The 25,863-nt window shown below is 35.2% G+C and carries 26 protein-coding genes, 3 pseudogenes and 1 riboswitch; of the genes and pseudogenes, 15 read left to right on the top strand and 14 right to left on the bottom strand.

The annotated features are described in order from the left end of the window. Positions 1-6 precede the first annotated feature (6 nt). Together ACZDYH_RS25425 and ACZDYH_RS25420 are read right to left on the bottom strand one after the other, a co-directional pair. Entirely contained in the window at positions 7-1,071 is a 1,065-nt protein-coding gene (locus ACZDYH_RS25425) for a tetraprenyl-beta-curcumene synthase family protein (RefSeq protein ID WP_001102461.1), read from the bottom strand. 40 nt (positions 1,072-1,111) lie between these two features. Beyond that, positions 1,112-1,915, bottom strand: coding sequence for an alpha/beta hydrolase (locus ACZDYH_RS25420; RefSeq protein WP_044307041.1), 804 nt, complete (start codon positions 1,913-1,915; stop codon positions 1,112-1,114). 74 nt (positions 1,916-1,989) lie between these two features. Here ACZDYH_RS25420 and ACZDYH_RS25415 point away from each other — a divergent pair, with 74 nt between their 5' ends. The 3 genes from ACZDYH_RS25415 to ACZDYH_RS25405 all read left to right on the top strand — a co-directional run bounded on the left by ACZDYH_RS25415 (position 1,990) and on the right by ACZDYH_RS25405 (position 4,334). Beyond that, positions 1,990-2,502 (top strand): gamma carbonic anhydrase, encoded by a 513-nt coding sequence (locus ACZDYH_RS25415; protein ID WP_000640188.1) that lies wholly within the window; start codon positions 1,990-1,992, stop codon positions 2,500-2,502. A gap of 143 nt (positions 2,503-2,645) precedes the next feature. Then, positions 2,646-3,179 carry a phosphatase PAP2 family protein gene (locus ACZDYH_RS25410; RefSeq protein WP_000868582.1) on the top strand — a complete coding sequence of 178 codons (534 nt, stop codon included), beginning with the start codon at positions 2,646-2,648 and terminating at the stop codon, positions 3,177-3,179. A gap of 12 nt (positions 3,180-3,191) precedes the next feature. After that, a complete protein-coding gene (locus ACZDYH_RS25405; protein ID WP_001261646.1) occupies positions 3,192-4,334 on the top strand; it encodes a glycosyltransferase family 4 protein in 1,143 nt (380 codons plus the stop codon). 281 nt (positions 4,335-4,615) lie between these two features. On the opposite strand, the gene ACZDYH_RS25400 is transcribed toward ACZDYH_RS25405, so the two are convergent. Beyond that, positions 4,616-5,218 carry a molybdenum cofactor guanylyltransferase gene (locus ACZDYH_RS25400; RefSeq protein WP_000049595.1) on the bottom strand — a complete coding sequence of 201 codons (603 nt, stop codon included), beginning with the start codon at positions 5,216-5,218 and terminating at the stop codon, positions 4,616-4,618. After that, entirely contained in the window at positions 5,215-5,724 is a 510-nt protein-coding gene (locus tag ACZDYH_RS25395; protein ID WP_000117123.1) for a MogA/MoaB family molybdenum cofactor biosynthesis protein, read from the bottom strand. The genes ACZDYH_RS25400 and ACZDYH_RS25395 overlap by 4 nt, the downstream gene beginning before the upstream one ends. A gap of 236 nt (positions 5,725-5,960) precedes the next feature. On the opposite strand from ACZDYH_RS25395, the gene ACZDYH_RS25390 reads away from it, so the two are divergent. Next, entirely contained in the window at positions 5,961-6,140 is a 180-nt protein-coding gene (locus ACZDYH_RS25390) for a hypothetical protein (RefSeq protein WP_000424797.1), read from the top strand. 70 nt (positions 6,141-6,210) lie between these two features. After that, positions 6,211-6,735, top strand: coding sequence for a GNAT family N-acetyltransferase (locus ACZDYH_RS25385; protein WP_149149958.1), 525 nt, complete (start codon positions 6,211-6,213; stop codon positions 6,733-6,735). 41 nt (positions 6,736-6,776) lie between these two features. Here ACZDYH_RS25385 and metK read toward each other — a convergent pair whose 3' ends face one another. Beyond that, a complete protein-coding gene (gene metK / locus ACZDYH_RS25380; RefSeq protein WP_000163123.1) occupies positions 6,777-7,976 on the bottom strand; it encodes a methionine adenosyltransferase in 1,200 nt (399 codons plus the stop codon). Between the two features lie 169 nt (positions 7,977-8,145). Next, positions 8,146-8,267, bottom strand: a riboswitch (SAM riboswitch). A 228-nt stretch (positions 8,268-8,495) separates the two neighbouring features. On the opposite strand from metK, the gene pckA reads away from it, so the two are divergent. Then, positions 8,496-10,082 (top strand): phosphoenolpyruvate carboxykinase (ATP), encoded by a 1,587-nt coding sequence (pckA, locus tag ACZDYH_RS25375; protein WP_000108815.1) that lies wholly within the window; start codon positions 8,496-8,498, stop codon positions 10,080-10,082. A 350-nt stretch (positions 10,083-10,432) separates the two neighbouring features. On the opposite strand, the gene ACZDYH_RS25370 is transcribed toward pckA, so the two are convergent. After that, a complete protein-coding gene (locus tag ACZDYH_RS25370; protein ID WP_000624926.1) occupies positions 10,433-10,816 on the bottom strand; it encodes an ATP synthase subunit I in 384 nt (127 codons plus the stop codon). A gap of 279 nt (positions 10,817-11,095) precedes the next feature. On the opposite strand from ACZDYH_RS25370, the gene ACZDYH_RS25365 reads away from it, so the two are divergent. Beyond that, positions 11,096-11,317 carry a hypothetical protein gene (locus tag ACZDYH_RS25365; protein ID WP_000639042.1) on the top strand — a complete coding sequence of 74 codons (222 nt, stop codon included), beginning with the start codon at positions 11,096-11,098 and terminating at the stop codon, positions 11,315-11,317. Between the two features lie 28 nt (positions 11,318-11,345). On the opposite strand, the gene ACZDYH_RS25360 is transcribed toward ACZDYH_RS25365, so the two are convergent. Beyond that, positions 11,346-12,251 (bottom strand): DMT family transporter, encoded by a 906-nt coding sequence (locus tag ACZDYH_RS25360; RefSeq protein WP_434712973.1) that lies wholly within the window; start codon positions 12,249-12,251, stop codon positions 11,346-11,348. Positions 12,252-12,494: 243 nt separating this feature from the next. Continuing rightward, positions 12,495-12,818 (bottom strand): iron-sulfur cluster biosynthesis family protein, encoded by a 324-nt coding sequence (locus tag ACZDYH_RS25355; RefSeq protein WP_000289570.1) that lies wholly within the window; start codon positions 12,816-12,818, stop codon positions 12,495-12,497. Between the two features lie 374 nt (positions 12,819-13,192). On the opposite strand from ACZDYH_RS25355, the gene ACZDYH_RS25350 reads away from it, so the two are divergent. Continuing rightward, positions 13,193-14,113, top strand: coding sequence for a Nif3-like dinuclear metal center hexameric protein (locus ACZDYH_RS25350; RefSeq protein WP_166694792.1), 921 nt, complete (start codon positions 13,193-13,195; stop codon positions 14,111-14,113). Positions 14,114-14,584: 471 nt separating this feature from the next. On the opposite strand, the gene ACZDYH_RS25345 is transcribed toward ACZDYH_RS25350, so the two are convergent. Together ACZDYH_RS25345 and ACZDYH_RS25340 are read right to left on the bottom strand one after the other, a co-directional pair. Further along, positions 14,585-15,805: an ATP-binding protein gene (locus ACZDYH_RS25345; RefSeq protein ID WP_001032627.1), complete on the bottom strand. Its 1,221-nt coding sequence runs from the start codon at positions 15,803-15,805 to the stop codon at positions 14,585-14,587. Beyond that, the gene (locus ACZDYH_RS25340; protein ID WP_025710006.1) at positions 15,802-17,055 is read right to left on the bottom strand and encodes an ATP-binding protein; all 1,254 of its coding nucleotides are present in this window, start codon (positions 17,053-17,055) and stop codon (positions 15,802-15,804) included. Before ACZDYH_RS25340 ends, ACZDYH_RS25345 begins: the two co-directional genes overlap by 4 nt. Before the next feature lie 183 nt (positions 17,056-17,238). On the opposite strand from ACZDYH_RS25340, the gene ACZDYH_RS25335 reads away from it, so the two are divergent. The 3 genes and pseudogenes from ACZDYH_RS25335 to ACZDYH_RS25325 all read left to right on the top strand — a co-directional run bounded on the left by ACZDYH_RS25335 (position 17,239) and on the right by ACZDYH_RS25325 (position 18,503). Beyond that, complete coding sequence (locus ACZDYH_RS25335) at positions 17,239-17,427, top strand: catalase (protein ID WP_434712978.1); 189 nt, start codon at positions 17,239-17,241, stop codon at positions 17,425-17,427. Next, positions 17,360-17,678, top strand: a pseudogene (locus ACZDYH_RS25330) (type 1 glutamine amidotransferase family protein); the annotation flags it as partial. The gene ACZDYH_RS25335 and the pseudogene ACZDYH_RS25330, both read left to right, overlap by 68 nt. A 15-nt stretch (positions 17,679-17,693) precedes the next feature. Next, positions 17,694-18,503 carry an alpha/beta fold hydrolase gene (locus ACZDYH_RS25325; RefSeq protein ID WP_000498260.1) on the top strand — a complete coding sequence of 270 codons (810 nt, stop codon included), beginning with the start codon at positions 17,694-17,696 and terminating at the stop codon, positions 18,501-18,503. Between the two features lie 210 nt (positions 18,504-18,713). On the opposite strand, the gene ACZDYH_RS25320 is transcribed toward ACZDYH_RS25325, so the two are convergent. Further along, complete coding sequence (locus tag ACZDYH_RS25320) at positions 18,714-20,783, bottom strand: LTA synthase family protein (RefSeq protein ID WP_434712980.1); 2,070 nt, start codon at positions 20,781-20,783, stop codon at positions 18,714-18,716. A gap of 290 nt (positions 20,784-21,073) precedes the next feature. Here ACZDYH_RS25320 and ACZDYH_RS25315 point away from each other — a divergent pair, with 290 nt between their 5' ends. Next, positions 21,074-22,327 (top strand): glycosyltransferase family 39 protein, encoded by a 1,254-nt coding sequence (locus tag ACZDYH_RS25315; protein ID WP_000956221.1) that lies wholly within the window; start codon positions 21,074-21,076, stop codon positions 22,325-22,327. A gap of 81 nt (positions 22,328-22,408) precedes the next feature. Here the strand turns inward: ACZDYH_RS25315 and ACZDYH_RS25310 are convergent. From ACZDYH_RS25310 to ACZDYH_RS25300, 3 genes and pseudogenes are all read right to left on the bottom strand, one after another. Next, a pseudogene (locus ACZDYH_RS25310) lies at positions 22,409-22,480 on the bottom strand (DUF2196 domain-containing protein); the annotation flags it as partial. A gap of 109 nt (positions 22,481-22,589) precedes the next feature. Next, positions 22,590-22,822 (bottom strand): annotated as a pseudogene (locus ACZDYH_RS25305) (hypothetical protein). A gap of 10 nt (positions 22,823-22,832) precedes the next feature. After that, entirely contained in the window at positions 22,833-23,129 is a 297-nt protein-coding gene (locus tag ACZDYH_RS25300) for a DUF3986 family protein (RefSeq protein WP_000455580.1), read from the bottom strand. A 120-nt stretch (positions 23,130-23,249) separates the two neighbouring features. Between ACZDYH_RS25300 and ACZDYH_RS25295 the strand changes: the two genes are divergently transcribed. Genes ACZDYH_RS25295 through ACZDYH_RS25285 form a run of 3 tightly spaced genes read left to right on the top strand, consistent with a single transcriptional unit; the run spans position 23,250 to position 25,832 of the window. Beyond that, on the top strand, positions 23,250-24,257 hold the full coding sequence (locus ACZDYH_RS25295) for an ABC transporter substrate-binding protein (RefSeq protein WP_025710002.1): 1,008 nt from the start codon (positions 23,250-23,252) through the stop codon (positions 24,255-24,257). 11 nt (positions 24,258-24,268) lie between these two features. Then, on the top strand, positions 24,269-25,033 hold the full coding sequence (locus tag ACZDYH_RS25290; protein ID WP_000009022.1) for an ABC transporter ATP-binding protein: 765 nt from the start codon (positions 24,269-24,271) through the stop codon (positions 25,031-25,033). Then, on the top strand, positions 25,026-25,832 hold the full coding sequence (locus tag ACZDYH_RS25285) for an ABC transporter permease (RefSeq protein ID WP_000368798.1): 807 nt from the start codon (positions 25,026-25,028) through the stop codon (positions 25,830-25,832). Before ACZDYH_RS25290 ends, ACZDYH_RS25285 begins: the two co-directional genes overlap by 8 nt. The last annotated feature ends 31 nt before the right edge of the window (positions 25,833-25,863 follow it).

Here is a 25,863-nt window from a genome sequence, read left to right as displayed (position 1 = left end):
TCTTCATCACTGCGCTGTTTTTTTTCGGTACATCTTCCCGTTCCAATAGAAGAAGCGTGAAGTGAGGCCTCCGTACTTTACAATGCGCCGTGCCATTTTGTGCATATTCTTTTGTGCTGATACTTTTTGATCTGATAAATAAATACCAAGTAACCCTCGGCTTATGAGACGATGAAACTTCGCATGAGGCAAATCACCAATGCTCTTCTCCGCTTCTTCTACAAAGTGTTTCATCCGATCTAATATCGCTTGCTCGTTTTCGTAATAACTACAGAAATTCAAATCTCCGCCTATACGGTCTTCTTCTTGATCAATGAAATAATCAAGTAAGATATGAAGTCCTTGTACGTAAGGGAAGTACCCTTGTCTAATTTTCGCAATATCTTCATCATGTAACTCATCATGAAATGCATATGCGACAAGACAGAAAATTCCAAGTGTAGAACCGGCACATGCTGAAAATTCAAACCAACTCATCTCAGGTAAGTTTTCTTTATGTGCTTCAAACCAATTTTTCAGGCGCGGCTCTCTTTCTTCTAATTTCACGTGTTTATGAATTTGCAAATCACAATAATAACAAGCAAGTTCATGAAGAACAGGAGCAATTTTGTCATAGTGCTTCGTTTTCTTTAAAACATCTTGGCATGTTTCAACAAGTTCATCTAAATAACCACCATCATCTTGATCATCACGATAACGATAATAATTACCGCCACCTTCTACTTCAGGTGATAATGCCATTAACATCGATTCATGCAGTGCGGCAAAATCATTTGGATCAAGTGATGTACTGCGATCACATAAATTATCTAAATAGTCGCTGATCGTTTGATACGCTACGATAAAACGAATACATTCTTCTCGGTGCTCATTTGCTAGCAGAGCTAAAATGCCACCGCCCTCACAATGAAACGTTTTATGCTCAATACTTGCGATTGCCTGACTATGAAGCTCATCATTCGGAATATGGTAGGCACGCTCTTTCCACATCGCTAGCTCATGGTGTACAACCGGAAACACATCACGGTATACTTTCGCCATGAGCGTTATGGGATTACTCGGTACGTTCACTTCTTCCTTCATCTCCTCTATTAAATGTACAAATAATGATTTATTTGTTTGTTTTTACTATATTATTGACATGCATTTCAGTAAATGACTGAATATAACTCAAAATTTCATCTCGCTCATACTCATTTAATAACTCGTGATAACAATTCGGCCATTCTTTAAAAGCCTTATCACTTATTTTAACATTATCAAACCAAGTGCGGACACGTGTTTTATCTACAAGTTTATCCTCACAAGCTTGCATTAGCAAGAGCGGAACATCTGGAAAATCATCTATTTTTTTATGAGCAATTTCGATAGACTTAATCAATTCACTATACCAACGTACTGATACTTTGCGCAAGAACAAAGAATCATTCTCCATTGCATCTCTCACTTCGTGGTTACGTGTTGACATTTCCACCGTAAGATTCGTTGCAAATTGCAATTTTGGAGCCACAACATTTAATATTTTTGAAGCAAGTTGAAGCGGAGCAGAGGGTCCAGTCACTACCCCTAAACAAGGCGAACTCAAAATAATACCCTCTACATCTTCTCTCTTCGTTTCTTGCATCATACGAATGACAATAAGACCACCCATACTATGACCGAATAGAAAAATAGGTAACCTATACTTTCTTGCTTCTTTCACCCATAGTTTAACTTCCTCTATGTATTCATCAAATGAATCAATATGTCCTCTATTTCTTGAAGTCGTTCCATGTGACGGAAGATCCCCCATCACGACGTGGTAGCCGATATGATTCCACATTTCCGCAACGGCTTCGTAACGTCCGTGATATTCCATTGCGCCGTGCACAATAACAATGACAGCCTTTGCTTCCTCCGCTTCATAATTCCACATACGGCTCTCCTCCATTTCACTCTTTCTCATAATTTGATACACTAAAACTAGTCTCTAGGAAAGGAAGACTTTACATGATATATCCTTACAAAGAAAAAAAACCGAAAATTGCGAGTAGTGCTTTTATCGCTGACTATGTTACGATTACAGGTGATGTTTACGTTGGCGAGGAATCAAGTATTTGGTTTAATACAGTCATCCGTGGTGATGTGTCACCAACGATCATTGGAGACCGAGTAAATGTACAAGACCAATGTACACTCCACCAAAGCCCTCAGTATCCTCTTATCTTAGAAGATGATGTTACAGTTGGGCATCAAGTTATTTTACATAGTTGTCATATTAAAAAAGATGCTTTAATTGGAATGGGATCCATTATATTAGATGGTGCTGAAATTGGCGAAGGAGCTTTTATCGGCGCTGGAAGCCTCGTTTCACAAGGAAAGAAAATTCCACCAAACACGTTAGCTTTCGGTCGTCCCGCGAAAGTCATTCGTGAATTAACAGCAGAAGACCGTAAAGATATGGAGCGTATTCGCACGCAATACGTTGAAAAAGGTCAATATTATAAATCATTACAGAAGTAAATTTCCGCTGCCATACGATTGGCAGCTTTTTTTATATAAAATCTAACTTTTTCTTTACAAAACATTATTACTCCCTCAACAAAATCTTATTAAAATAAAAGCTAATATCTCCATATATATGTAAACGAGGGAGGAGAATTTTCATGAAGGTCAGTGGATTATATAAAATAGAATGTTACATTTTCAAAGGAATTAATCGCTACTTTGATCAAAAAACATTAAATATCTTTTTCAGCAATATTACTCATATCGGTGGCGCGACTTTCTCCATCGCACTCACACTTTTCTTTTTGATTTTCGCAAAGGGAACTTTGCATCAAGCTGCAATTGCAACTGCTATTTCTTTAGCAATTAGCCATATTCCTGTACAAATATTAAAAAGATGGTATCCACGAAAACGTCCTTATTTAACAATTCAGGATGCAAAATATCCAGTCCATCCATTAAAAGACCACTCTTTCCCGTCTGGTCATACAACAGCCGTTTTCTCTGTCTTCATTCCATTTATTTGCTATAATCCAAGCTTACTTGCTTTCCTATTACCGTTAGCATTATGCGTTGGTATTTCACGTATTTATTTAGGACTTCACTATCCGTCAGATGTATTCGTCGGTATGTGCCTTGGCACTTGCTCTGGCATCATCTCTTTTTATCAATTCATCCCACTTTTCACATAAAGGAGTGATATGATGAGAGTCGCCATTTTTACCGATACTTTTACGCCACAAGTTAACGGGGTTGCGAAAACGTTAGAGCGATTAACACGATATTTTCAGAAAGAACAGATCGCCTATTCTGTTTTCGCCCCTCAGCATACAGCTGAAGATAATTTTGTAGCGAATGTGAATAAGATGAGAAGTATCCCGTTAACAATATTATATCCAGAATGTCGTTTTTCTTTTCCTACTCCGCGCATTAAACGGGAACTACTTTCCTTTAAACCTGACATTATTCACATTGCCACACCTTTCAACATGGGACTTTGTGGATTGTATTATGCAAAAAAGTTAAACATCCCAGTTGTCGGTTCTTATCATACTGATTTCGATGCCTATTTACGTTATTACAAAATCGAATTCCTCTCCAATATGCTGTGGAACTATTTAAAATGGTTTCATAGTCATATGCAAAAAAATTTTGTACCCTCTCCTGAAACATTACATCAATTAAAACATAAAGGCTTTCAGGCCCTCTCTATTTGGGGACGTGGTGTAGATTGCAATCTCTTTCATCCATCTTACAATACAGACCTATTCCGAAAAAAATATAATATTACAGCGAAGTACGTCCTTTCCTATGTTGGACGGATTGCTCCTGAGAAAGATATTGATACGTTGCAAAATCTTATCGTTAAATCAGCACATACTCGAAGCGACATTCATTGGCTTATAGCAGGAGACGGTCCTCTAGCAACAAGTTTACGTGAAGCTGTTCCGAAAACAAATATCACTTTTACTGGCTATTTACAAAGTGCAGATTTAGCTGAAGCATATGCTTGTTCTAACATAATGGTATTTCCATCAGCTACTGAAACATTCGGAAATGTCGTACTTGAATCACTCGCATGCGGTACACCTGTTATTGGTGCAAATAGTGGCGGGGTTAAAAATATTATTACAGATGGAAAAACGGGAGTTCTTTGTCCGCCTAAAAATGAAGATGCATTTCTATCATCCATTTATTTTTTATTACAAAATGAAGAAAAACTTGAGCAGATGGGAATAGCAGCTTCATCTTTTGCGAAATCAAAGAGCTGGGATGAGATTTTTCGTGGCTTGCTTAACCAATATGAAGAAGTCCTTCAGCATAACGCATCAGAGTTGCTTGCTTAAATAGAAAAACTCCCTTCAAAAAAACGAAGGGAGTTTATTACATGGTCATAAATTTTAGTTTAATAAATGATACATAAGGTTAAGCATTGTTTTATTTCTATATTAATTATATCAAAAATAAACATAACTAAACAGACTTGTAATAAAAACCCATAAAAATTAATATATGGTTATACAGTATTTTAACTGTATAATGATTTTAAGAATTCCCCTTAAAATCAACTTACTCACATACCTTTATACAGCAATTGTTCCCCAATTCTGTATATCAAAAAAACCTTTCATTCATTTGAAAGGTCTTTTTGAGCCTGCCCATATTCTTCTTTCGTATTTACATTTATAAACCAATCAGCATTCGCTTGTACATCTTCTCCAGAAACATACTTCACATTACATTGTGATAAAAGCTGCCCCATACTTCTTTTTTCTTCCTGAAGTAAAGCATAAATCTTTTCTTTCACGCGGTTATGATACGCCGCAAGTAGCGGTTGTTTTCTTCCATTAATAATAGGTACAACCGCATCATATTCATTGTTCGTTTGCTCCAGTAAAATGGTAAACCATTCATGCGAAACATTTGGCGCATCGCAAGGCATAATAGCATACCAATCTGCTTCTATGTATTCCATACCTGATACAATGCCGGCAAGCGGTCCATTTCCTTTATAGTGCGGAATGTCTTCTATAACAGGTACTTGTACGAATTGCTCTACTCGCTCTTTTATATCAGTATGGCTAATTACTACAATGTCTTGCAAAGTATTTCCCATCACTTTCACAATATGCTCAACAAAAGTAGTTCCCTTCCAAATTGCTAACGCTTTCGGCTCACCGAATCTACTCGACATACCACCTGCTAATACAATTCCAGCATACTTACTCATTGGCGATGCAGCTCAAATGTAATATGACCTAATTCCGGTAAAATTAATTTATTCATCGCAAGGCGAACCGCTCCGCTAGACCCTGGCATCGAGAAGACTACTTTGCGCCCAATTGTACCACCAATCGCTCTACTTAACATTGCGCTGCTTCCGATATCTTCTAAATAACTAATCATACGGAACAGCTCACCAAATCCAACAATTTCTTTATCTAATAACGCTGATACTGCTTCAATTGTGACATCGCGTTTCGTAATACCAGTACCGCCATTTGTTAATATAACATCTACATCTTCCTTATGATAACCAGCTAACACTGCTTGCTGGATACTTTCTTTATCATCTTTTACAATTTCATAAGAAGTTACTTTATGTCCCGCTTCTTTTAACAATTCATGTAATAGTTGTCCGCTCTTATCTGTTTCTTCCGTACGTGTATCGGAAATCGTCACGATCTTGCAACGCACTTCTTTTGGAGCTTGTTTTTTATGTTCAGTTACACTCATTTTTTATCTTTCCTTTCTTAAAGACTTTTCTTCATTTTATCATACATACCTTTACACAATTATGTATGAAGCCAATCATGCGCCATGATACAATATAAGTATACTAACCCACAAAAAGGAAAGTGCACTTTCTTATACTCCTAGACTACACATCTTTAGCTACTCTTTATATTTTCTACATAATAGAATTCAATTTTAAAACTTGTACTAAAAAATAAATTGGAGGTCTACATAGTATGGAACTTTATAAAAAATTAACAACAACATTTATCCTCTTATTCATCGCTTCAATCACTGTCGGCTTTTCCTTAAAAGGCGCAATTCCATACGCTACATTAGTAAGCATTATATTCGCGACACTATTTTTACTAAGTAGTGCCTTTTGCGCAGGTAAAGCACGTCAAATGAAAGGTTGATTACATATGTCCAGAAGAAACCAATCCTTTGTAAATCATGTGAAAAGAAAATACAAAAGGAGGACTTACATTGTTTAAATCAAACCGTATCCAGTTACGAAAGTTTTCCGAAGATGATATTCTAACATATTATAAATGGCATAATGATATAGACGTTATGAGTTCAACTACTCTCACTCTTGATAAATATTCCCTTCAAGACACAGAAAAACTTTGCCAGCAATTTATTCATTCTTCGGACTCTAAGAGCTATATCATTGAAGAAAAATCTACGCATCTTTCAATTGGTATTACTTCTTTAATTCATATTGATTCGTATAACCGAAACGCTGAATGTATTATTGATATTGGTAACAAGGATTACTGGGGGCAAGGTTATGGGAAGGAAGCTTTCACCTTATTATTGGATTATGCATTTTTAGAATTAAATTTACATCGCCTTTCTTTACGAGTATTTTCTTTTAACGATAGAGCAATTAAATTATATAAATCACTCGGTTTTCAACATGAAGGAACTTGTAAAGAAGCTATATTCCGCAATGGCAATTGGCATGACATTGAACTCTTCGCTTTATTCCAACGTAATTATAAATAAAAAAAGCTTTGCGCTCACCGCGCAAAGCTTTTTTTCATATATTATAGACCAGCTTGCTCTTTTAAAGCTGCTGCTTTGTCTGTACGCTCCCATGATAGATCTACATCAGTACGTCCGAAGTGGCCGTAAGCTGCTGTTTGTTTGTAAATTGGGCGACGTAAGTCTAGCATTTTAATAATACCAGCTGGGCGAAGATCGAAGTTGTTACGAACTAGTTCTACTAGTACGTCTTCAGATACTTTACCAGTGCCGAATGTATCAACTGAAATTGATACTGGTTGTGCTACACCGATTGCGTATGCAAGTTGCACTTCTGCTTTTTCAGCAAGACCAGCTGCTACGATGTTTTTCGCAACATAACGAGCTGCATATGCTGCAGAACGGTCAACTTTCGTTGCATCTTTACCAGAGAATGCACCGCCACCGTGGCGAGCGTATCCACCGTAAGTATCAACGATGATTTTACGTCCTGTTAAACCAGCATCACCTTGTGGTCCACCAATTACGAAGCGGCCAGTTGGGTTAATGAAGAATTTCGTTTCTCCATCCATTAATTCTGCTGGTACTACAGCTTTAATTACGTGCTCTTTTAAGTCGCGATCGATTTCTTCCCATGTAACATCTGGGTGATGTTGTGTAGAAATTACGATAGTATCAACACGTACTGGTTTACCATTTTCATCATACTCAACTGTAACTTGCGTTTTTCCATCCGGACGTAGGTATGATAATGTATCATCTTTACGTACTTCAGTTAAACGGCGAGCTAATTTGTGAGCAAGCGAGATTGGAAGTGGCATTAACTCTTGTGTTTCATTACATGCGAAACCAAACATTAAACCTTGGTCTCCTGCACCAATTGCCTCAATCTCAGCGTCAGTCATTTGACCTTCGCGTGCTTCTAGCGCTTGGTCAACACCCATAGCGATGTCAGCAGATTGCTCATCGATAGATGTTAAAACTGCACAAGTTTCTGCATCGAATCCGTATTTTGCGCGTGTGTAACCAATGCCTTGAATTGTTTCACGAACGATTTTTGGAATATCTACGTAAGTAGAAGTCGTAATTTCCCCCGCTACCAATACTAAACCAGTTGTTACAGTTGTTTCACAAGCTACACGTGCATTTGCGTCTTTTGATAAGATCGCATCTAAAATTGAATCAGAAATTTGGTCACAAATTTTATCTGGATGTCCTTCAGTTACAGACTCAGATGTGAACAGATGACGTTTTTTTGTCATGTGGTAAACCTCCCTACAGTAATTGTATATATTGTACGGAACTCATCCTTAATTTGCCACAAACTGCGACATACATTTATTCTCCCACACAAGCATACAGAAAAACCTTTCCTACTTTACATAGAGGAAAGGTTTAATTTGCTACTTGCATACTGCTTTTTGCCCTTCGCTCTTATCGTTCGAGACCTGTAGCCTCGCACAGGTTTTAGCACCTATTCACCTGCATTTATCAATACAAGTGAGGTTGCTGGGCTTCATCGGGCCTGTCCCTCCGCCAGCTCGGGATAAGAGAGTATCCGTCCCAACCTATACTAAAGAAATGATATTCATTTGTCAATTAATATTCACATTTTCCTGAAAGTTTTTCTCAATACGCCTGAAATGAAATATTAATAGGGAAATAATGCATTCACACAAACAAAAAGAAATAAATAGTATACATTATTTATATAATTGTGTTATACTCTTGTTGGGGATTACGAGAAATATTTCATTAAATGAAAAGGATGGTATATAAATATGAGTACTGTGAATGTCCAAATTGGTTTACACGAATTATTGAACGGAAGCAATGCACAGATTCAACTAAGTGTTCCGCAATTAGTGGAAAAAGTATTAATGCGAAATGAAGGGAAATTAACTTCGACTGGTGCCGTTTCTGCTTCAACTGGAAAATATACAGGACGTTCTCCTAAAGATAAATTTATTGTGAAAGAAGCATCGGTTGCTGACAAAATTGCTTGGGGAGCTGTGAACCAACCGATTTCTGAAGAACATTTTAATAAATTATATACTAAAGTTTTAGAATACTTAAAAGAAAAAGAAGAGTTATTCGTCTTCAAAGGATTTGCAGGCGCTGACCGCAATTACCGCCTACCAATTCAAGTTATTAATGAATATGCATGGCACAATTTATTTGTACATCAATTATTCATTCGTCCAACTGAAGAAGAATTAACAACTCATGAGTCAGGGTTCACAATTGTTTCTGCACCGAACTTCAAAGCTGATCCAGCTGTTGACGGTACAAACTCTGAAGCATTCATTATGGTTTCATTCGAAAAACGTATTGTACTAATTGGTGGTACAGAATACGCTGGAGAAATGAAAAAATCAATCTTCTCTATTATGAACTTCTTACTACCTGAACAAGATATTCTTTCTATGCATTGCTCTGCAAACGTAGGTGAAGAAGGCGACGTAGCACTATTCTTCGGTTTATCTGGAACAGGTAAAACAACATTATCTGCTGATCCAAACCGTAAATTAATCGGTGATGATGAGCACGGTTGGTCTGATAACGGTGTATTCAATATTGAAGGCGGTTGCTACGCGAAATGTGTAAACCTTTCTCACGAGAAAGAACCACAAATTTTCGATGCAATCACATTTGGATCTGTTTTAGAAAACGTTATCATTAATGACCAAACACGTATCGCCGACTACAACGATACTACTTTAACAGAAAATACTCGTGCTGCATACCCTATGCATGCGATCGACAATATCGTACTGCCAAGTGTTGCTGGACACCCAAATACAATTATTTTCTTAACTGCTGATGCATCTGGCGTATTGCCTCCAATCAGTAAGTTATCAAAAGAGCAAGCTATGTATCATTTCTTAAGTGGTTACACTAGTAAACTAGCAGGAACAGAGCGCGGCGTTACTTCTCCGCAAGCTACATTCTCAACTTGCTTCGGTTCACCATTCTTACCACTTGATGCATCTCGCTACGCTGAAATGCTTGGTGAAAAAATCGAGAAACACGATGCGAAAGTATTCTTAGTAAACACTGGCTGGACTGGTGGCGAATACGGCGTTGGTAAACGTATGAACTTAGGTTACACTCGTGCAATGATTCAAGCTGCATTAAACGGTGAACTTGCGAAAACTGAAACAGCTAAACATGATATCTTCGGTCTTGAAGTTCCACTTCACGTACCAGGTGTACCTGACGAAGTGTTAATGCCTGAACAAACTTGGGCTGATAAAGCTGCTTACAAAGCAAAAGCAATCGAACTTGCAAATGAATTCAAAGCTAACTTCAAAAAATTCGACAGCGTATCTGAAGACATTATTAACTTAGGCGGTCCAATCGCTTAAATTAAAACTTTCTGTTGGAATAACCCTTTACTCATATGAATAAGTGTCGTGTAACCGTAAAGTTTCGCGTACTCACCGACAAAACCCAATGCGGCTTAACGGTTACACACACTTACATAAAAAAGAAGCTTACGTGAAAACGTAAGCTTCTTTCTATATCTTATATAAAGTGAAACGCTAATCTCTTCATCTGTGACCTAGATTATAAAATTACAGCTTCGAATATATACATTATATCCCTACTCACTACATCTCTCGGGTTTCACATCGTATGGGGCTAAAAAAGGCCCTGACCGCTTCTATTCGTGACTGGATCATCTATTCCATCTAAAAAGAAGTCTTTTATCTTTTTAGCTCTTTGTTAGTTCTTTCTCATCTTTCATGCTATAGTAACCTAAATTCACAACGATTAAGAAATACCCACCCATAATCCCTACTGCAAACGCCCACATAACCATGTGGTGCTCAATTTCGTACATAATAATAGCACCCAAAATGGCAGCTGCAAAACGGTTAAACATACCGAGTGTCGGTGCTTTCGTCTTCTTTACAATACTATCTCCAAGCTTCTCAATTCTTCTGCCTAAAAGCCAAACGCAATACATACTTACAATAAGCCCAATTCCAGCGCCTAAAAAGTGTGCTGAAAACGGTGTTAACATCCAACCTAGTAACAAAATACCTAGTATATAATACGATTGGATTTTAAATGATCTTAGTGACATACTAATCATGCTGTACCTCTCTTCATTCGTTCTTATCTATCCAACAAAAAATTTCTTTCAAATTCATATTCCTTACATTCATTTCATTCAAATTAAAAACAACATAAACAGTATGTTTATGTTGTTTAAATGTTTTTAGAAAATAATATTATACAAGATTTCAAACATCATATTCTCATATTTTGTGACGGTTTTTCAAACTTTTTTCGTCCATTTATGAAAAAAATGATATCAATCTATGAACATACGGATATGATGTAATAAGCACACAAATAAAGGGGGCGTCTAATGATTTATTTTTTAATGGCTCTCATTCACCTCATTATCCCTGCACTTATTGGACTTTCATTGTATTGGTACACGAAAAATCATAGCATTTTTTACGCTGTCCTCGGTGTTCTTCTTCCAGGTATTATTCTTATTACACTCTTCCGTATTCCATTTTTAAACTTAATTCCACTTATTACTGCTATCTTATTTCTCATCTTCTTACCAAAAATAAAAAAATAGGAAAGCAGATCATAGGTGATCTGTTTTCCTATTTTGATATAGGTTCCCCTGCAATAGAATGAACTTTTACTTTCTCCGATTTCACAAACCATAGACCGACAAAAATGATAATTCCACCGATGATTTGTTGAAACGATACATATTCATTTGCCCAGACAGCTGCAAATAGAACCGCTACAAGCGGCGTTATATACATATATACCATCGTATGTGACGCCCCAATTTTTTGAACTCCAACATACCACATTACTAAACCGAATACTGTTACAAAGAAAATAGAATATAGTAAAGCAAATAGTGTCATTCCGCGAGTAATGTGAAATGGCATGACAAACACATGCGGACCACTTAACAATAATAGCGGAATTGCACCCACTAATGCAGACCATGCAGTAACACGTAAAGCTGAATATTTTTTAATTAATGGTCCTGCTAAAACAGGATAAAGCCCCCAGCATATTGATGTAATAAGTCCAATTCCATTTCCATAAAAAGAACTAGTAAGTGAATGTCCTGCTACTAAAACTAATGCTGCACCAACAAAGGCAGTCATAGAACCGATTAACTTTCGAGAAGAAAACTTTTCTTGTTTCAAGAAAATCGCAAATGCAGTTGTAAAAATAGGTGAAATAGAAATGAGTAAAGAGGCATTTGTAGCGGATGTATATTTGACAGTTTCCATAAATAACGTTTGATACAGTACAATACCTACAACGCTAACGATAATTAATCTAGGTATATCCTTTCGCTCCATATAAACCGACTTTTCAATACAAAAGGTAAGGAGTAACAGAAGCGGTGCCGCCGCCATCATACGAAGTGCAGTAAACTCAATTGCTGTAAATTCTAAAAGTCCATACTTCGCAATTGTATAGTTAATCCCCCAAATAATAACAACACTTAAAATTAATAACTCAATTCCCCATCTTCTCATGCGTATCCCCTCCGCAAAGAAGATTATACAGAAAATTCAATCACATGTACATTTCATTATGTGAAAAAATCTTTTTATTATATGAAACGTTTTGGTAAATGAAATTATATCGGCGATTTCCCAAATATATCAGCGCAACTCCATTTATATCAGCCATTTTTTCAATATATCGACTTATCGACAATAATAGCGACTTATAAAATAAAAAAAGTGAGTCCAAAATACATTTTGGACTCACCTTTACTATACTCGAACGTGTAATTTCATATTTGGATTATAAAACTGGCTTGGGCTCTTCAACTGAAAAGTTCCTCCACCTTCATGCCAATCAACCGTTAACTTATCGTCCATAAATACAAGCTTTGTACGATCAGCGATAAAGTTCATTGTGCTTGATTCAATATCCACATCGCGCTCATCTTTCTCTGCTACAGCTACTAAATCGATGATTCCGCTCATAACACAACCGCAACCTTCATTATCATAAAATAACTTTATATATTTCGCTTCACTTGGAATCGTATCCATAATCTTTTTATATGCTGCTTCTGTTACAGTAACGTACATATGTTAATCTTCATCCTCTCTTCTCTTATCATTCATATATTGTATCACCATTTTTCTTAAAAGTTATATACAGAAAATTAAGACTAATATACAATGTATGTGATAAAGTTTCAGCAATCGAGCTTTTATGAGTAGTTCATGCAGGAGAAAGGATGCTTACTATCTGTGTTCAAACTACAACGATATCCCATGTTATTAGGTGTATTTAGTAGTTTCTTCATTTCTAGCGGAATGCTATTACAGCATGTACTTCCCTATTCTCCTTCTATTAGCTGGATTCTAGGTTTTATTTGTTTCCTATCCGCTTCTTATTTTGCTATGAAGAATACAAACAACTCATAAAGCAAGAATCATCTTAAGGAGGATTATCAAACATGCCAGCCTTAAAAAAAATAGAGCAATCACTCGATCACTTATTCCAAATTGAAAAATACGGAAAAGATAGTGCCTTTAGTCGATTTATCCCAGCCGTATATGATCCTATCAAATTTCCTTGGCAACAATTTTTCGAAGCAAATTTTGTAGATTTATTTAACGGCCTTATGATGCACGGATCTGAAAATGTAAACAAAGTATTTTTAGCTGTATTCCCTACAGATGACGTTCTTGAAACATTCATTTCACAATCCACACCCGGTGATTTACTCTTTATGCACCATCCCCTTGTAATGGAGTGCGGTGATCCGCTTGGAAGATCAGGCCGCGGTTTCTTACCAATTCCTGAAAAATATTTGCAAGGAATAAAAGAAAAACAACTTTCTATATATACATGTCACGTACCAATGGATTTTCATCAAACACATGGAACGAGTATTTCAATTGCAAAAGCATTAAACGCTACTGTAGTGGACGACTTTGCATATGGAGGTCCAGAACAAGAACCAGTTGGCCTTATTTGTGAAATAGATGAAACATCAACAGAAGCACTCCAAAAACATCTAAAACAACTCTTCCAGATTCCTTACACAGACTTCGAAGGTAAACGACATGATTCCATCAAAAAAATCGCAATTATCGCTGGATGTGGCGATGTTGTATCTTTGATGAAGGAAGCAGAAGAAAAAGGTGCTGAAGCATATATTACAGGAGAAATCCATTGCCATATCGACAATGATTACGGCAGACATAAATACTCGCTCATTATGGATTATGTAAAAGAAACGAATATGTCTCTAATTGGTGTGTCACACTCTGCCTCTGAATATTTAGTGAAAGAGACATTGATGTATGGTTGGTTTAAAGAGAATTTTGATGTGGATGTTATTTTGCTTCCTCAGGAAAAATGGTGGCTCTAACACTATCATTTTTTAAATTTATATACACAATACAATCGACCACAGAAAGATAGATAAATGAGAAAACACATGTACCTACGTAAATACTTTCGTTGTGCCGAAAAACGAACCTACTGATAGCACCGACTTTACTGGTGCTACCAGTATTACAGCTGGAAACCTATTTTTTGGGGAGGATACAACCGCTCTTTATATTCATGCTGCAAGTGCTGTATATTCTATTTTTCTAATTACTGATATATAGCAATTCATTTCATAAAAAAAGACCCGAAATTCGGGTCAACAAATAGAAATATAAATGAACTACAACAAATAACAGACAAAGCCATTATATATTTTTCATAGTAAAACATCCATTATTTTCTTTTTACCCTATCAATATATTATTTTTCGTTATCGTCCTCTTTTTTAGAACGTCTACCTAAGAAGAACACAAAAACATCACTTCCAAATAAGTGATGTTTTTTGTAGTTAATGCAGTGGTAACATAACTTCAACCGTCGTTCCAACCCCAACTTCACTTTCAAAACTCATTTTACCGTTGTGGTCTTTAATAATTTTTTCTGTAACTACTAAACCTAGACCAGTTCCTGTTTCTTTCGTTGTATAAAAGGCTTCATTTAACTTTGGAATTTTATCTTTCGGAATGCCGCATCCCTCATCTTTCACTTGAACGATGATTCCATCTTTTACAGTAACTTTAATCGTAATTGTTCCGCCAACTGACATTGCTTCAATTGCATTTTTGATTAAATTAAAAAAGACCTGTTTTAATCGTTTTTCATCACATATAATTGATGGTAAGTCTTTACTGTAAATACCTTGTATGTAGACTCCTTGTTTTAAAGCTGGCTTTTCCATAACTCGAATAACATAAGAAATAATTTCTTGTATGTTATGAGTTTCTGATTCTAGTGATTTAGATTTCTCAAATCCACTAAGTTCTGTAGCAATTATATGAATCCGATCTACTTCTTGTTTCATAATATCACTATAAATTTTATCCTCTGGATGCTTGTCTGCTTGTTTATTCACAAGTTTTTTTAAGTTTGCTAAAGGTCTTCTAATCTTATAACCAATAACCGTTGCCATCTTTCCAACAGCTGCTAGTTTTTCTGTCTGTTTTATTTCTTTGTCCATCATCTCAAGCGTACGAACGTAAGACTGAACCCTTAAAAATATAATCCAACATATGATAGTAAATACGCTATATAATGCCATTGGGATTAAAACGAGAGAAGATTGAATAATGATTCCTGTAAGAGCATACTTTCCGATAAGTATCGCTGGAACTAACCAGAAATATCTTTTATTCACAAAGATTGGTGCAAACAAAATAAAAAATCCTTCTACTATATTTCCACCGTCAAATTCTGCATCGCTACCATAATAAATCATAATGTTATGGATACAATCTAATACATTATAGCCAATTAGAATAATATACTTTACCGCAAAAGCATTCTTCCATTTCATAAAGTATATTCCAATGCAAAACAATACCACCATCAAAAAGTAAAGCCATAAACCTAAACCATCTTCAAACTCTCCTACACCTTCTTGCTCTCCACCGATTAACGGTACGATAAATTCATAGGCAAGATCATATACGAAAAATATAATAAAAAATAAACTTAAAAATGCTTTCAGCGCCTTTATTTCTTCATTTTTAAATATATAGCCTTTATTCATATGGTAACTCCTAGCTTTTCTTCCACTTGGATTTCAGTATTTCCACACTTCCTTGGGAGAATGATGTCTATTCTCGTTCCAATATCTTTTTCACTTGAAATATGCAACTCACCAAGGTGCTCGGCGACAATTCGATTCGCTACCGTCAGTCCCAGACCAATTTTATCTTGTTTCGTTGTATAAAAGGCCTCTGTGACACGGGGTAAGTTTTCTTGCTTAATACCATGACCATTATCGATCACACTGATCATTACATATTCTTTCCCTTTATTTTCTAATTGTAAATGTAATATGCCACCTTGTCCCATTGCCTCTAAAGCATTTTTTATCGTATATACAAAGACTCCTCTTATTTTTCGTTCATCACATTCAACTTCTATTGTTTTTTCTTCCACATTAGAAATAAACTGAATGTTTAATTCATCTATTTTTTCACGAAGACTTGTTATTACTTGTAATACAATTTTTCCTACATCATGTTTCTTATAAATAGAAGGTTTGCATGTAGCAACTTCCATTAACTCACTTATCATATTATTCATATTTTCTATTTCAAAAATCATACGTTTATAAATAGGATCCTCTTCATGCTTCTCTCGTTGTAATTGCGTAAATCCTTTTAATGAAGCAAGTGGATTTTTAATTTCATGTCCAACCGTCGCTGCCATTTTTCCGATTACTGCTAATTTCTGTGATTCACTAGCAATCGCAATACTTTCCTTTACAGCTGAAAGATATTGTAAAAATCTGTTTAAAATGATATATGCAGCTATTAACATAAGTGTATACATAATAAGGAACATAAATGCTTTTACTTCCTCTAATACAAATAAATAAATTAAATATTTTCCTACAATAGAGGAAAGTAAAAACACATAGAATTTTTTATTTAAAAATATAGGTACAAAGAAAATGAGAATAATTTCTATTATATTTGTCGCATCAAACGCCGCCTTATTATAAAAAACATACGAAAATATATTAGCGAGTTCTATCCCTATGTATGCAAATATCCATGCATATTTAACAAGGTTTGCCTTCTCTTTTTTCATTAAATATATATTCACGCACAGTATTGCTACTCCGCAAATAACTTGCCATATTATATTATATCCCTTATCCATTATTGATTTATCTTCTAATACGATTGCATAGAAAATTTGATATACAATAACAATGACATATAACACCCATAAAAGGATTTTTGCATTTCTTTCTTCTTCTTTATATGATAGAAAACTTTCTTTCACTTCAACACCCCTTCAAAATAATATCTCGAAGAATACCATTTATTATAATAAATGATTTTCATAGACAAACAAAGATAAATCGAACATTTGAGGAAAATCGTACCAAAAACGCAATATATTTAGACTATATACAGAGCATAAAATCTATGATCATTAATACGTATATTATGGGAGGTGTTTTTTATGGATGGCAAAAAAAATAAAAAGACCGAACAACTCCAATCTTTTACGCGTGAAAACGAAGGAAAGGAAATGACAACAAATACAGGTGTTAAAATTTCAAACAATGAAAACTCTTTAACTGCCTGTGATCGTTTCCGAACGCTTAGGCATAGTGCAGGGAACGCCAAATGGACAGTGGGAAGTAAATGATATTTTCTTAACAAGCTCACCACTCCTTTATGATGGATGATCATTTTCTTAACAAAGTAAGTTCATTTGTCGTAGAATCATATAATCACTTTAAGCCGATTGGCTCCTTCCAAAACGGCTCTTCTATTATTCAATCTTTAAATATCGAAGGAAAGCCTGGTATTTTAATAGAACAAGACCCTACAAGGCTAGCAAATGAATTTATTAAAGCTATGACAAAACAACGCTTTTGGGATAGAGCATATTCATAAAATAGGGGGAAATTTATGTTTGTTACTGTCGAGAAAGATGTGCATATTTTTGTGCAAGACATTAATCCTGGGCCAGGTAGTAAGACTGTTTTCTTCGTTCACGGATGGCCTTTAAATCATCAAATGTACCAATATCAACTCAATGTTTTACCAGAGCATGGCTTTCGCTGTATCGCCATGGATATACGAGGGAATGGACAATCTGATAAGCCATGGACTGGTTACACGTATGATCGATTAGCGGATGATATCGCAATTGTTCTGGAAGCACTTCAAGTAGAGAACGCTACATTAGTCGGTTTCTCAGTTGGTGGTGCTCTTTCTATTCGCTATATGTCTCGCTATAATGGGCGCCGCATTTCTAAGCTCGCATTAATTGACGCTGTCTCCCCCTCTTTCGTTAAAAATCAAGAGTCCCCTTACGGTGTACCGAAAGAACAAGCAGATGCTCTCATTAATCAAATGTATGCTAATTTACCAAAATTTTTAAATGATGTATCTTTATCCTTTTTTAATAGAAACTTAGGGGCTGCAACCCTTGAATGGTTTTCTTATCTCGGTATGCAGTCCGCTTCTTATGCCCTTATAAAAATTTTACAAGCAGCTGCAAATGAAGATGTAACGAAAGATTTAAATAAAATTAACGTCCCAACAAAAATCTTCCACGGCGTTCACGACCAACTAATTCCTTACAAAAGTGCTGAGCTTACGCAGCAACGAATTAAAAATTCTCAGTTACATGCTCTTACAAATAGTGGTCATGGTTCACCAATCGATCAAGCGGATGAATTAAATAAAGAACTGATAAAATTTTTACATGCATAACAACTGCAATACAAGAACGAAAGTTAATACAATCGATTTTTCACAAAACATAAAATTCACATATTTCTCACAAATACACAAATAAAACGATTACATTTTCATATATACTAAATGTACAAGTAATACTCCCTAAACCCAGCTTGTCTGGTTACCCCGTTAAATACTATGAAAAAAGAACTTGTATCGTTATACAAGTTCTTTTTGTTTCTTTTATTTAAAGAGGATATCTTTACTATATTGATTTCCAACGAGTAAATCATATTGAAGCATTTTATATTGCTCTAACATTTCTTTTTGTTTCTTTGTTAAATCATTGATTACTTCTCCATTTTTATCAACTTTTAATTCATCTCTAAGCACTGGTATTTCCTTGTAAAGTTCCGATAAAAATTGATAAAATAAGGATTTATTTAATCCTGCATAATCAAAAATAAGATTAGAAAAATGAATTGGGCTTACTAAACCTAAATTATCATTTGGCATATCAAAGTTTGCATACATTAATAGCGGTGTTTGCGCCATGGCTAAACGTTCATTCGGTGTTTTTTCATTCGTTATATACCCATTTTCTTTATAAAAAGATTTATTTGTTCCTAATGATGGAAGATGATCTCCAAAGAATACTAATAATGTAGGTCTATCAAAATTATCTAGTTGCTCTATTAAATATTGAAGAGCCTCATCTGAACGTCTTAATCCTTCTGTATACGTCTCTAATTCTCCCTTTGATTCTTCATTTTCTAGACCGCTAATTTCGATTATGTTTTCACCAAATCGGCCCTCTGTAAATGGAAAATGATTTTGCATCGTAACTGCATGAATAAATGTAGGTTGTTTTTGTTTCTCTAACTCAGCAATTATCTCTTTACTCATCGCTAAATCACTAATATAATCTCCATCAATATCCACATTTTCCATCGTGTCCTCTGCATTAAACTTATCAAACCCTAACACCTTATATACATCATCACGTTTAAAGAATGTGCGACCAAATGAATGAATTGCACTTGTATAATAACCTTCTTTTTTCAACGCTGTAGGAATTGATGGAATTTCTTTCTTATTTGTAATAACCTGCTGATATGGTATAGAACCTGGCTTTAACAAACTCATTGAATAACTTGTTAATGCCTCAAATTCAACGTTCGCCGTATTCCCCCCAAATGTAGGAGAAATAGTTTGTCCACCAGGAAAGTTTTCTATATAATGATGTAAATTTGGTACAGGATCTTCACTAAAAGAAAGGTTAGTTACTTTCGTCGGATCCCAAAACGATTCACTCATTACAAAAATAATATTCGGTTTCTCTTTTTTATTTTGGCTCCCTATATTTCCACTATATTGTTTTTTTATATCGTTTGCTATTTGAAGCATATTTTCTTTAGAATAATTTTTTGGTTTTTCCATAACTGTTGTATCTAAATTGCTAATAAACCCAAGTACAAAACCATTTGAAGCATAGTTCTCATTTTGATTCCACAAAACAAAATCTACACCTGATTTTTGAAATACTTTATTCATAAATGTATTCGCAAAATTACCATACGCATATAGAACAAAAATAGATCCTACTACTAATAAGGCTCTTATTCCTAGATGAATCTTTACATTTTGAATATACCTTCTCATATATATCCCTGCTACAATACAAGCTACGATACTTACGATAATGACAAAAATATAACTCCAACTAAAATAGTCCATCACCATCGGTATAACAGATTGCATATGCGTAATTTGTGTGAAATCAGAAGGATATAACGGATCACCTCTGAAAATAAGCTTTAAATAATTCACAATACATAAAATGACTAACGTACAGCTCGTTAAAACCATACTTAGAAAAACCTTACCTATTAAATTATATACAAGAATATATATTGCATAAATTACTACAAAACTTAATATAAACTGCATATTATAAAAGTAAATCCAATTCATTGCCTCTATGAAACTCATATTAACTTGCATGACAATATAAAATAACGCTACTGTATGAGCTAGCAAAAATAATATAAAATGCACTCGTAGGGATGCTCTAAGTATAGACATCTCTTTTTTATTGAAATGCGTAATATAAAACGTTATGCCCCATACGAAAATCATCATAACACTTAAAACAAGCTTTTGATTTAAATGATCTTTCATCATGTCTAAATTGAAAACCTTTAAAATCATAAACAGCATAGTTATTACTAATAAAGTCACCATACTACTTATAATGCTAGAAATTAATATATTTCTTTTTGGAAGATGAAAAAGTGTAGAACCATACTTCAATTCATTCCCTCGTTTCTATGTCTTAATTTCCCCCGCATCGAAAGAACTATTTCTATTAAAATAACATATATTACATATTTCGTCTGCATACTTGTTTCTATCATAAATGTATTGTCTTAATATTCCCTTAATCAACAGTTAAATTGTGGCATACAAATTACTCATTCTTGAAAAACTTAATTTCAGCATTCCACTTTATGATATAATAACTATGTTTTGGAAATCCTTAATACTATTAAAGATTTCACATAAAAATACGAAAGAATTAATAAAAAAGGAGTTGCTCATTTTTGCTTACTAAGTTTAAGAGTTTGCCTAAAGCGGTATATGTAATTTTGGCGCTTTCTTTCCTGTTGCACGTTTTTTGTTTAGTAAAACAGCCAGGATTAGATGGAGAGTTAGTCAAAGTAACATATGGTGCAAATGATGCCTTTAACTATTCGTTAACAGCTGAACAACTATTAAAACATGGTGTATTTGGTTATGTGTATTTAGAACCTAGTGAAGTTCCAGGAAAAAATGCATATATTACACCAGGTCAGCCATTACTATTAGCTGGCGCTATGATTATTTCTGATATTACATCAATTCCTTACTATTACGTAGCAACTGTTATTAACATGATCATGAACCTTTGCACAGTGCTATTAGTATTCTTAATAGGAAAAGAATTGTTCGAAAAAAACATTTATGGAATTGTTGCAAGTATTTTATATGCTATTTATCCAAGTAACTATACATACTTCCGTACATTGCTAACAGAAGTTCCATCCATATTCTTATTGGCGTTATGTGTATATGTATTTGTTCTCGCATGGAAATACAATAAAGTGAAATTCCATATATGGTTTGGAATTGTCGTTTCAATTTTACTTATGTTCCGTCCAAATCCAGCTCCAATGATGCTCATTCCTGTTCTTGTTGTGTTATTTACATATGGATTTAAAGACTCCATTCGAATCGGATTGTTATGGTTTATCGGACCTTTCTTTATTATTGGCGCATGGGTTGTTCGTAACTACTTAGCACTCAACCAATTTATTTTATTCTCAACCCAAGGTGCAGATCCACTAATTGCCGGTGCAGATCCATTTAATAAAATTGGATATGAAAATATAGTAAATGAAATGAGAGCTAAAGGCTTAGATGACAAAGGTGCATACGCAAAAGAATTAATCAAGAACGGATTTAAGACGGACTTCACTTATTGGTTCTCTTGGTTCACTGTCGGTAAAACAATTGAATTATTCAAAACAGCTCCTGCTGTAGACCAATACCGTATTCACAACTTTATGCAACTATGTCATAGAGTGTTTATCATCGGTACATTCTTGAGCAGCTTCTGCTTCATGCTAAATTCATTTAAACATAAACGCGTTATGATGCTAGTAGCAAGTTCTATTATTTACATTATCTTCTCAAACTTATTCTTAGCAATTAATCGCTATGGATTTTTCATTAATCCTCTTATGTGCTTAATTCTTGCATACGGATTAATTCACATTGTGCAGAAACTTCCATTCTTCCGCACTAACCAAGCATAATAAGAAAGAGGTCGTCCACCGTTGGACGACCTCTTTCTTATTCCCCACACTTTACACACGGCCAATTTGTCCATTCTGTAATTACACTTTAATTCCGTATGTATGTGTTTCTGTATTTGTCAAAATATTTTTCACAACACCACTCACTGTTTTATGTATAAATGCAAGTTTTTTACAACTATTACTATAACGAAAAGAACCCGCCACAAGACAGGTTCTTTTCGTTATTTTATGATAAAAGAGAAGATGATTAGCATGTGTATTATATAAAAGGAAGCAGCCATATTTTCCATACGATACATACGAGTACTGTAACTACAAAATCAAAAAAATCTAATCTCGGGCCTTTTTTTTCATATTCATATGTAGCCACATATGAAACCATTTTATTTTTGTATATTTATGGATGTTTTTCTTTACAAATCGGTAAATAAGCATTTGCATAATAAAAAATCCGGCCACAAAAATAAATAATAAGATGAGAAATCCAATCACAAAATTCCTCCTATTTTTGTAGCGTTTTTTCTACTATCCGATTTTTCAAAACCCACTCTTCAAACTGGGCACTTCCAAATTCCCAACTAAGGTCGCGAGCATGTACAGAAAAAACGTAATAACCGGCATATTCATCCATAAACCTACCTAACTCTACATCGTCTTTCTGAATACCGTATACTCCAAAATTAAAATACACATCCCATACGTCTTCATTCTTCCTCTTATAAGCAATCGATTCCATATCACATTCTGTCCCGAAATAATCAAGATGTAAATGTACGCTATCATCGTATTCGTACTCCATTTTATCACCCCTTATATTTGTACTTCTTTACCTCCAAAAAAATTCCTGCTATCTACACTCACATATGGGCACTTACCTACATATCATGCTTGTAGAGTGACTTCTGGGAGGTGTTATATAGTGAAAAAATTAATCGCGATTTTTTGCATCATATTACTAGCTGTTTTTACTTTTGCTGCTTGTAGTAGTAAAAAAGAAGGTACGAAAGAACAAACTCAAAACATTCGCGTCGGCGAAGTTACCCATTCTCTCTTCTATGCCCCATTATATGTTGGGATTGAAAAAGGATTTTTTAAAGATGAAGGACTAAATATTGACCTACAAACAACAGCTGGTGGCGATAAAACGATGACCGCCCTATTATCTGGCGGAATTGATATTGCTCTCGTCGGTTCTGAAACGTCTATTTACGTTCATCAACAAGGAGCGAAAGACCCTGTCATTAACTTTGCACAGCTTACACAAACAGATGGGACATTTTTAGTTTCACGTAAAAAACTAGACTCTTTTAATTGGAATGACGTAAAAGGTGTTACATTTTTAGGACAGCGTAAAGGCGGCATGCCGCAAATGGTTGGGGAATACGTTTTAAAGAAAAATGGCATTGATCCTCGTAAAGATACGAACTTAATTCAAAATATCGAATTTGCTAATATTGCAAATGCCTTTGCATCTGGTACAGGAGAGTTTGTCCAGCTCTTTGAACCGACTGCAAGCATATTCGAAAAAGAAGGTAAAGGTTATATCGTCGCTTCATTCGGAAATGAATCTGGTACTGTTCCTTATACAACATTCATGGCAAAAGAAAGTTTCTTAAAGAAAGATAAAGCTGCTGCTGAAAAGTTCACACGTGCGCTCTATAAAGCACAGCAATGGGTTGATACACATAGTCCAGAAGAGATTGCTGATGCTGTTTCCCCGCTATTTAAAGACACTTCAAAAGACATTACAGTAAAAGTAATTGAACGGTATAAAAAGCAACATTCTTATGCGACAAATCCACTACTAGATGCGGAAGAATGGAAACAGCTCCAAACGATTATGAAAGACGCTGGTGAATTACAAAAAGAAGTCCCACATGAAGCGCTCGTCAATACAAAAATTGCCGAAAGCGTTATTAAGAAATAGAGGCGAAGTGTATGAGTTTTTTACAAATACGTAACGTTTCTCACTGCTTTTTTGCAAAAGAGAATGCCAAACTTATTCTTGAAGATATGAGCTTACAAGTGGAAGAAGGCGAATTTATTTCTATACTCGGTCCAAGTGGTTGCGGTAAAACAACGCTCCTCTCAATCATTGCTGGACTACTTGATCCAATTGACGGTATCGTCTTTTTAGATGGTGAACCGATTACAACGAAAACATCATCTATGGGATATATGTTGCAACAAGATTACTTATTCCCTTGGAAAACGATTGAAGAAAATATTATGCTTGGACTTCATATTCGAAAGATTTATGATGAACAAATGAAAGAACATACTTTAAATCTTTTAAAACAAGTCGGTCTTCATGGTGTAGAAGAACAATATCCTCGTGAACTATCCGGCGGTATGCGTCAACGTGCCGCTCTCGTTCGAACATTAGCGACTGATCCGAAAATTTTATTACTAGATGAACCATTCTCCGCACTCGATTATCAAACGAAGTTAAAACTAGAAGAACTCGTTTTCAACTTACTAAATAAATATAAGAAAACATCACTACTTGTTACTCACGATATTGAAGAAGCGATCGCGATGAGTGATCGTATTTATTTACTGCAAGCGAATCCCGGAAAAATCGCAAAAACCTTTATCGTCCCGGAAAGTATCCGTTCTTTATCACCGTTAGAAGCACGCCATCACTACGATTTCCCAGCCCTCTTTCAAGATATATGGAAGGAGCTGGAACGACTTGGATAATATAAAACAACTACATGAACAATTTCGAAAGAACGAACGCAGACGCGCTTGGATTGCTCGCTCGCTACAACTTTTACTACTTATTCTTTTCTTTGCACTATGGGAAATAGCTAGCAAAAAAGAATGGATTGATCCTTTACTCTTTAGCTCTCCTTCGAGTATTTGGGATCTCTTCTTAACGAAATGGATCGACGGTTCACTTTGGGTCCACATATGGACGACATTGCTGGAAACAGGAGTAGGCTTCATTCTCGGAACGGTACTCGGTGCTATTATTGCCACGTTCCTTTGGTGGATGCCACTTCTAGCCCGCGTACTTGATCCTTACCTCGTCGTCCTAAATGCAATGCCAAAAGTTGCACTCGGTCCAATCATCATCGTTATTTTCGGTCCAAACATTTCATCTTCTATCGCAATGGGAGTAATCATTTCCATCATCATTACCATTCTCGTTATTTACAGTGCATTTCAAGAAGTCGATTCTAACTATATAAAAGTGATGGACACATTTGGCGCAAATAAATGGCAATGTTATAAGCAAGTCGTTCTCCCTGCATCCTTTCCAGCAATTATCTCAACGTTAAAAGTAAATGTTGGTTTATCCTGGGTTGGTGTTATTTTCGGAGAACTTCTCGTTTCCAAACAAGGACTTGGCTACTTAATTAGCTACGGATTCCAAGTCTTTAACTTCACACTCGTCTTACTTAGCGTACTACTCACATGTGTTCTTGCAACTCTTATGTATGTATTTGTTGAGGCATTTGAAAAAATTCTAATTGGAAAAAGAAAAAGAAGCTGACTCAAAACAGTGCGCTATAGTCAGCTTCTTT

The organism is Bacillus sp. EB V-12, from assembly GCF_056158125.1.
This window is presented reverse-complemented; position numbering and strand designations above follow the sequence as displayed.

Bases quoted from the DNA above. Each gene is read 5' to 3' on its own strand.
- ACZDYH_RS25420 (WP_044307041.1), bottom strand. From the start codon at position 1,915: ATGTGGAATTATGAAGCGGAGGAAGCAAAGGCTGTCATTGTTATTGTG.
- ACZDYH_RS25415 (WP_000640188.1), top strand. From the start codon at position 1,990: ATGATATATCCTTACAAAGAAAAAAAACCGAAAATTGCGAGTAGTGCT.
- ACZDYH_RS25410 (WP_000868582.1), top strand. From the start codon at position 2,646: ATGAAGGTCAGTGGATTATATAAAATAGAATGTTACATTTTCAAAGGA.
- ACZDYH_RS25405 (WP_001261646.1), top strand. From the start codon at position 3,192: ATGAGAGTCGCCATTTTTACCGATACTTTTACGCCACAAGTTAACGGG.
- ACZDYH_RS25400 (WP_000049595.1), bottom strand. From the start codon at position 5,218: ATGAGTAAGTATGCTGGAATTGTATTAGCAGGTGGTATGTCGAGTAGA.
- ACZDYH_RS25395 (WP_000117123.1), bottom strand. From the start codon at position 5,724: ATGAGTGTAACTGAACATAAAAAACAAGCTCCAAAAGAAGTGCGTTGC.
- ACZDYH_RS25390 (WP_000424797.1), top strand. From the start codon at position 5,961: ATGGAACTTTATAAAAAATTAACAACAACATTTATCCTCTTATTCATC.
- metK (WP_000163123.1), bottom strand. From the start codon at position 7,976: ATGACAAAAAAACGTCATCTGTTCACATCTGAGTCTGTAACTGAAGGA.
- pckA (WP_000108815.1), top strand. From the start codon at position 8,496: ATGAGTACTGTGAATGTCCAAATTGGTTTACACGAATTATTGAACGGA.
- ACZDYH_RS25370 (WP_000624926.1), bottom strand. From the start codon at position 10,816: ATGATTAGTATGTCACTAAGATCATTTAAAATCCAATCGTATTATATA.
- ACZDYH_RS25365 (WP_000639042.1), top strand. From the start codon at position 11,096: ATGATTTATTTTTTAATGGCTCTCATTCACCTCATTATCCCTGCACTT.
- ACZDYH_RS25360 (WP_434712973.1), bottom strand. From the start codon at position 12,251: ATGAGAAGATGGGGAATTGAGTTATTAATTTTAAGTGTTGTTATTATT.
- ACZDYH_RS25355 (WP_000289570.1), bottom strand. From the start codon at position 12,818: ATGTACGTTACTGTAACAGAAGCAGCATATAAAAAGATTATGGATACG.
- ACZDYH_RS25350 (WP_166694792.1), top strand. From the start codon at position 13,193: ATGCCAGCCTTAAAAAAAATAGAGCAATCACTCGATCACTTATTCCAA.
- ACZDYH_RS25345 (WP_001032627.1), bottom strand. From the start codon at position 15,805: ATGAATAAAGGCTATATATTTAAAAATGAAGAAATAAAGGCGCTGAAA.
- ACZDYH_RS25335 (WP_434712978.1), top strand. From the start codon at position 17,239: ATGGATGGCAAAAAAAATAAAAAGACCGAACAACTCCAATCTTTTACG.
- ACZDYH_RS25325 (WP_000498260.1), top strand. From the start codon at position 17,694: ATGTTTGTTACTGTCGAGAAAGATGTGCATATTTTTGTGCAAGACATT.
- ACZDYH_RS25300 (WP_000455580.1), bottom strand. From the start codon at position 23,129: ATGGAGTACGAATACGATGATAGCGTACATTTACATCTTGATTATTTC.
- ACZDYH_RS25290 (WP_000009022.1), top strand. From the start codon at position 24,269: ATGAGTTTTTTACAAATACGTAACGTTTCTCACTGCTTTTTTGCAAAA.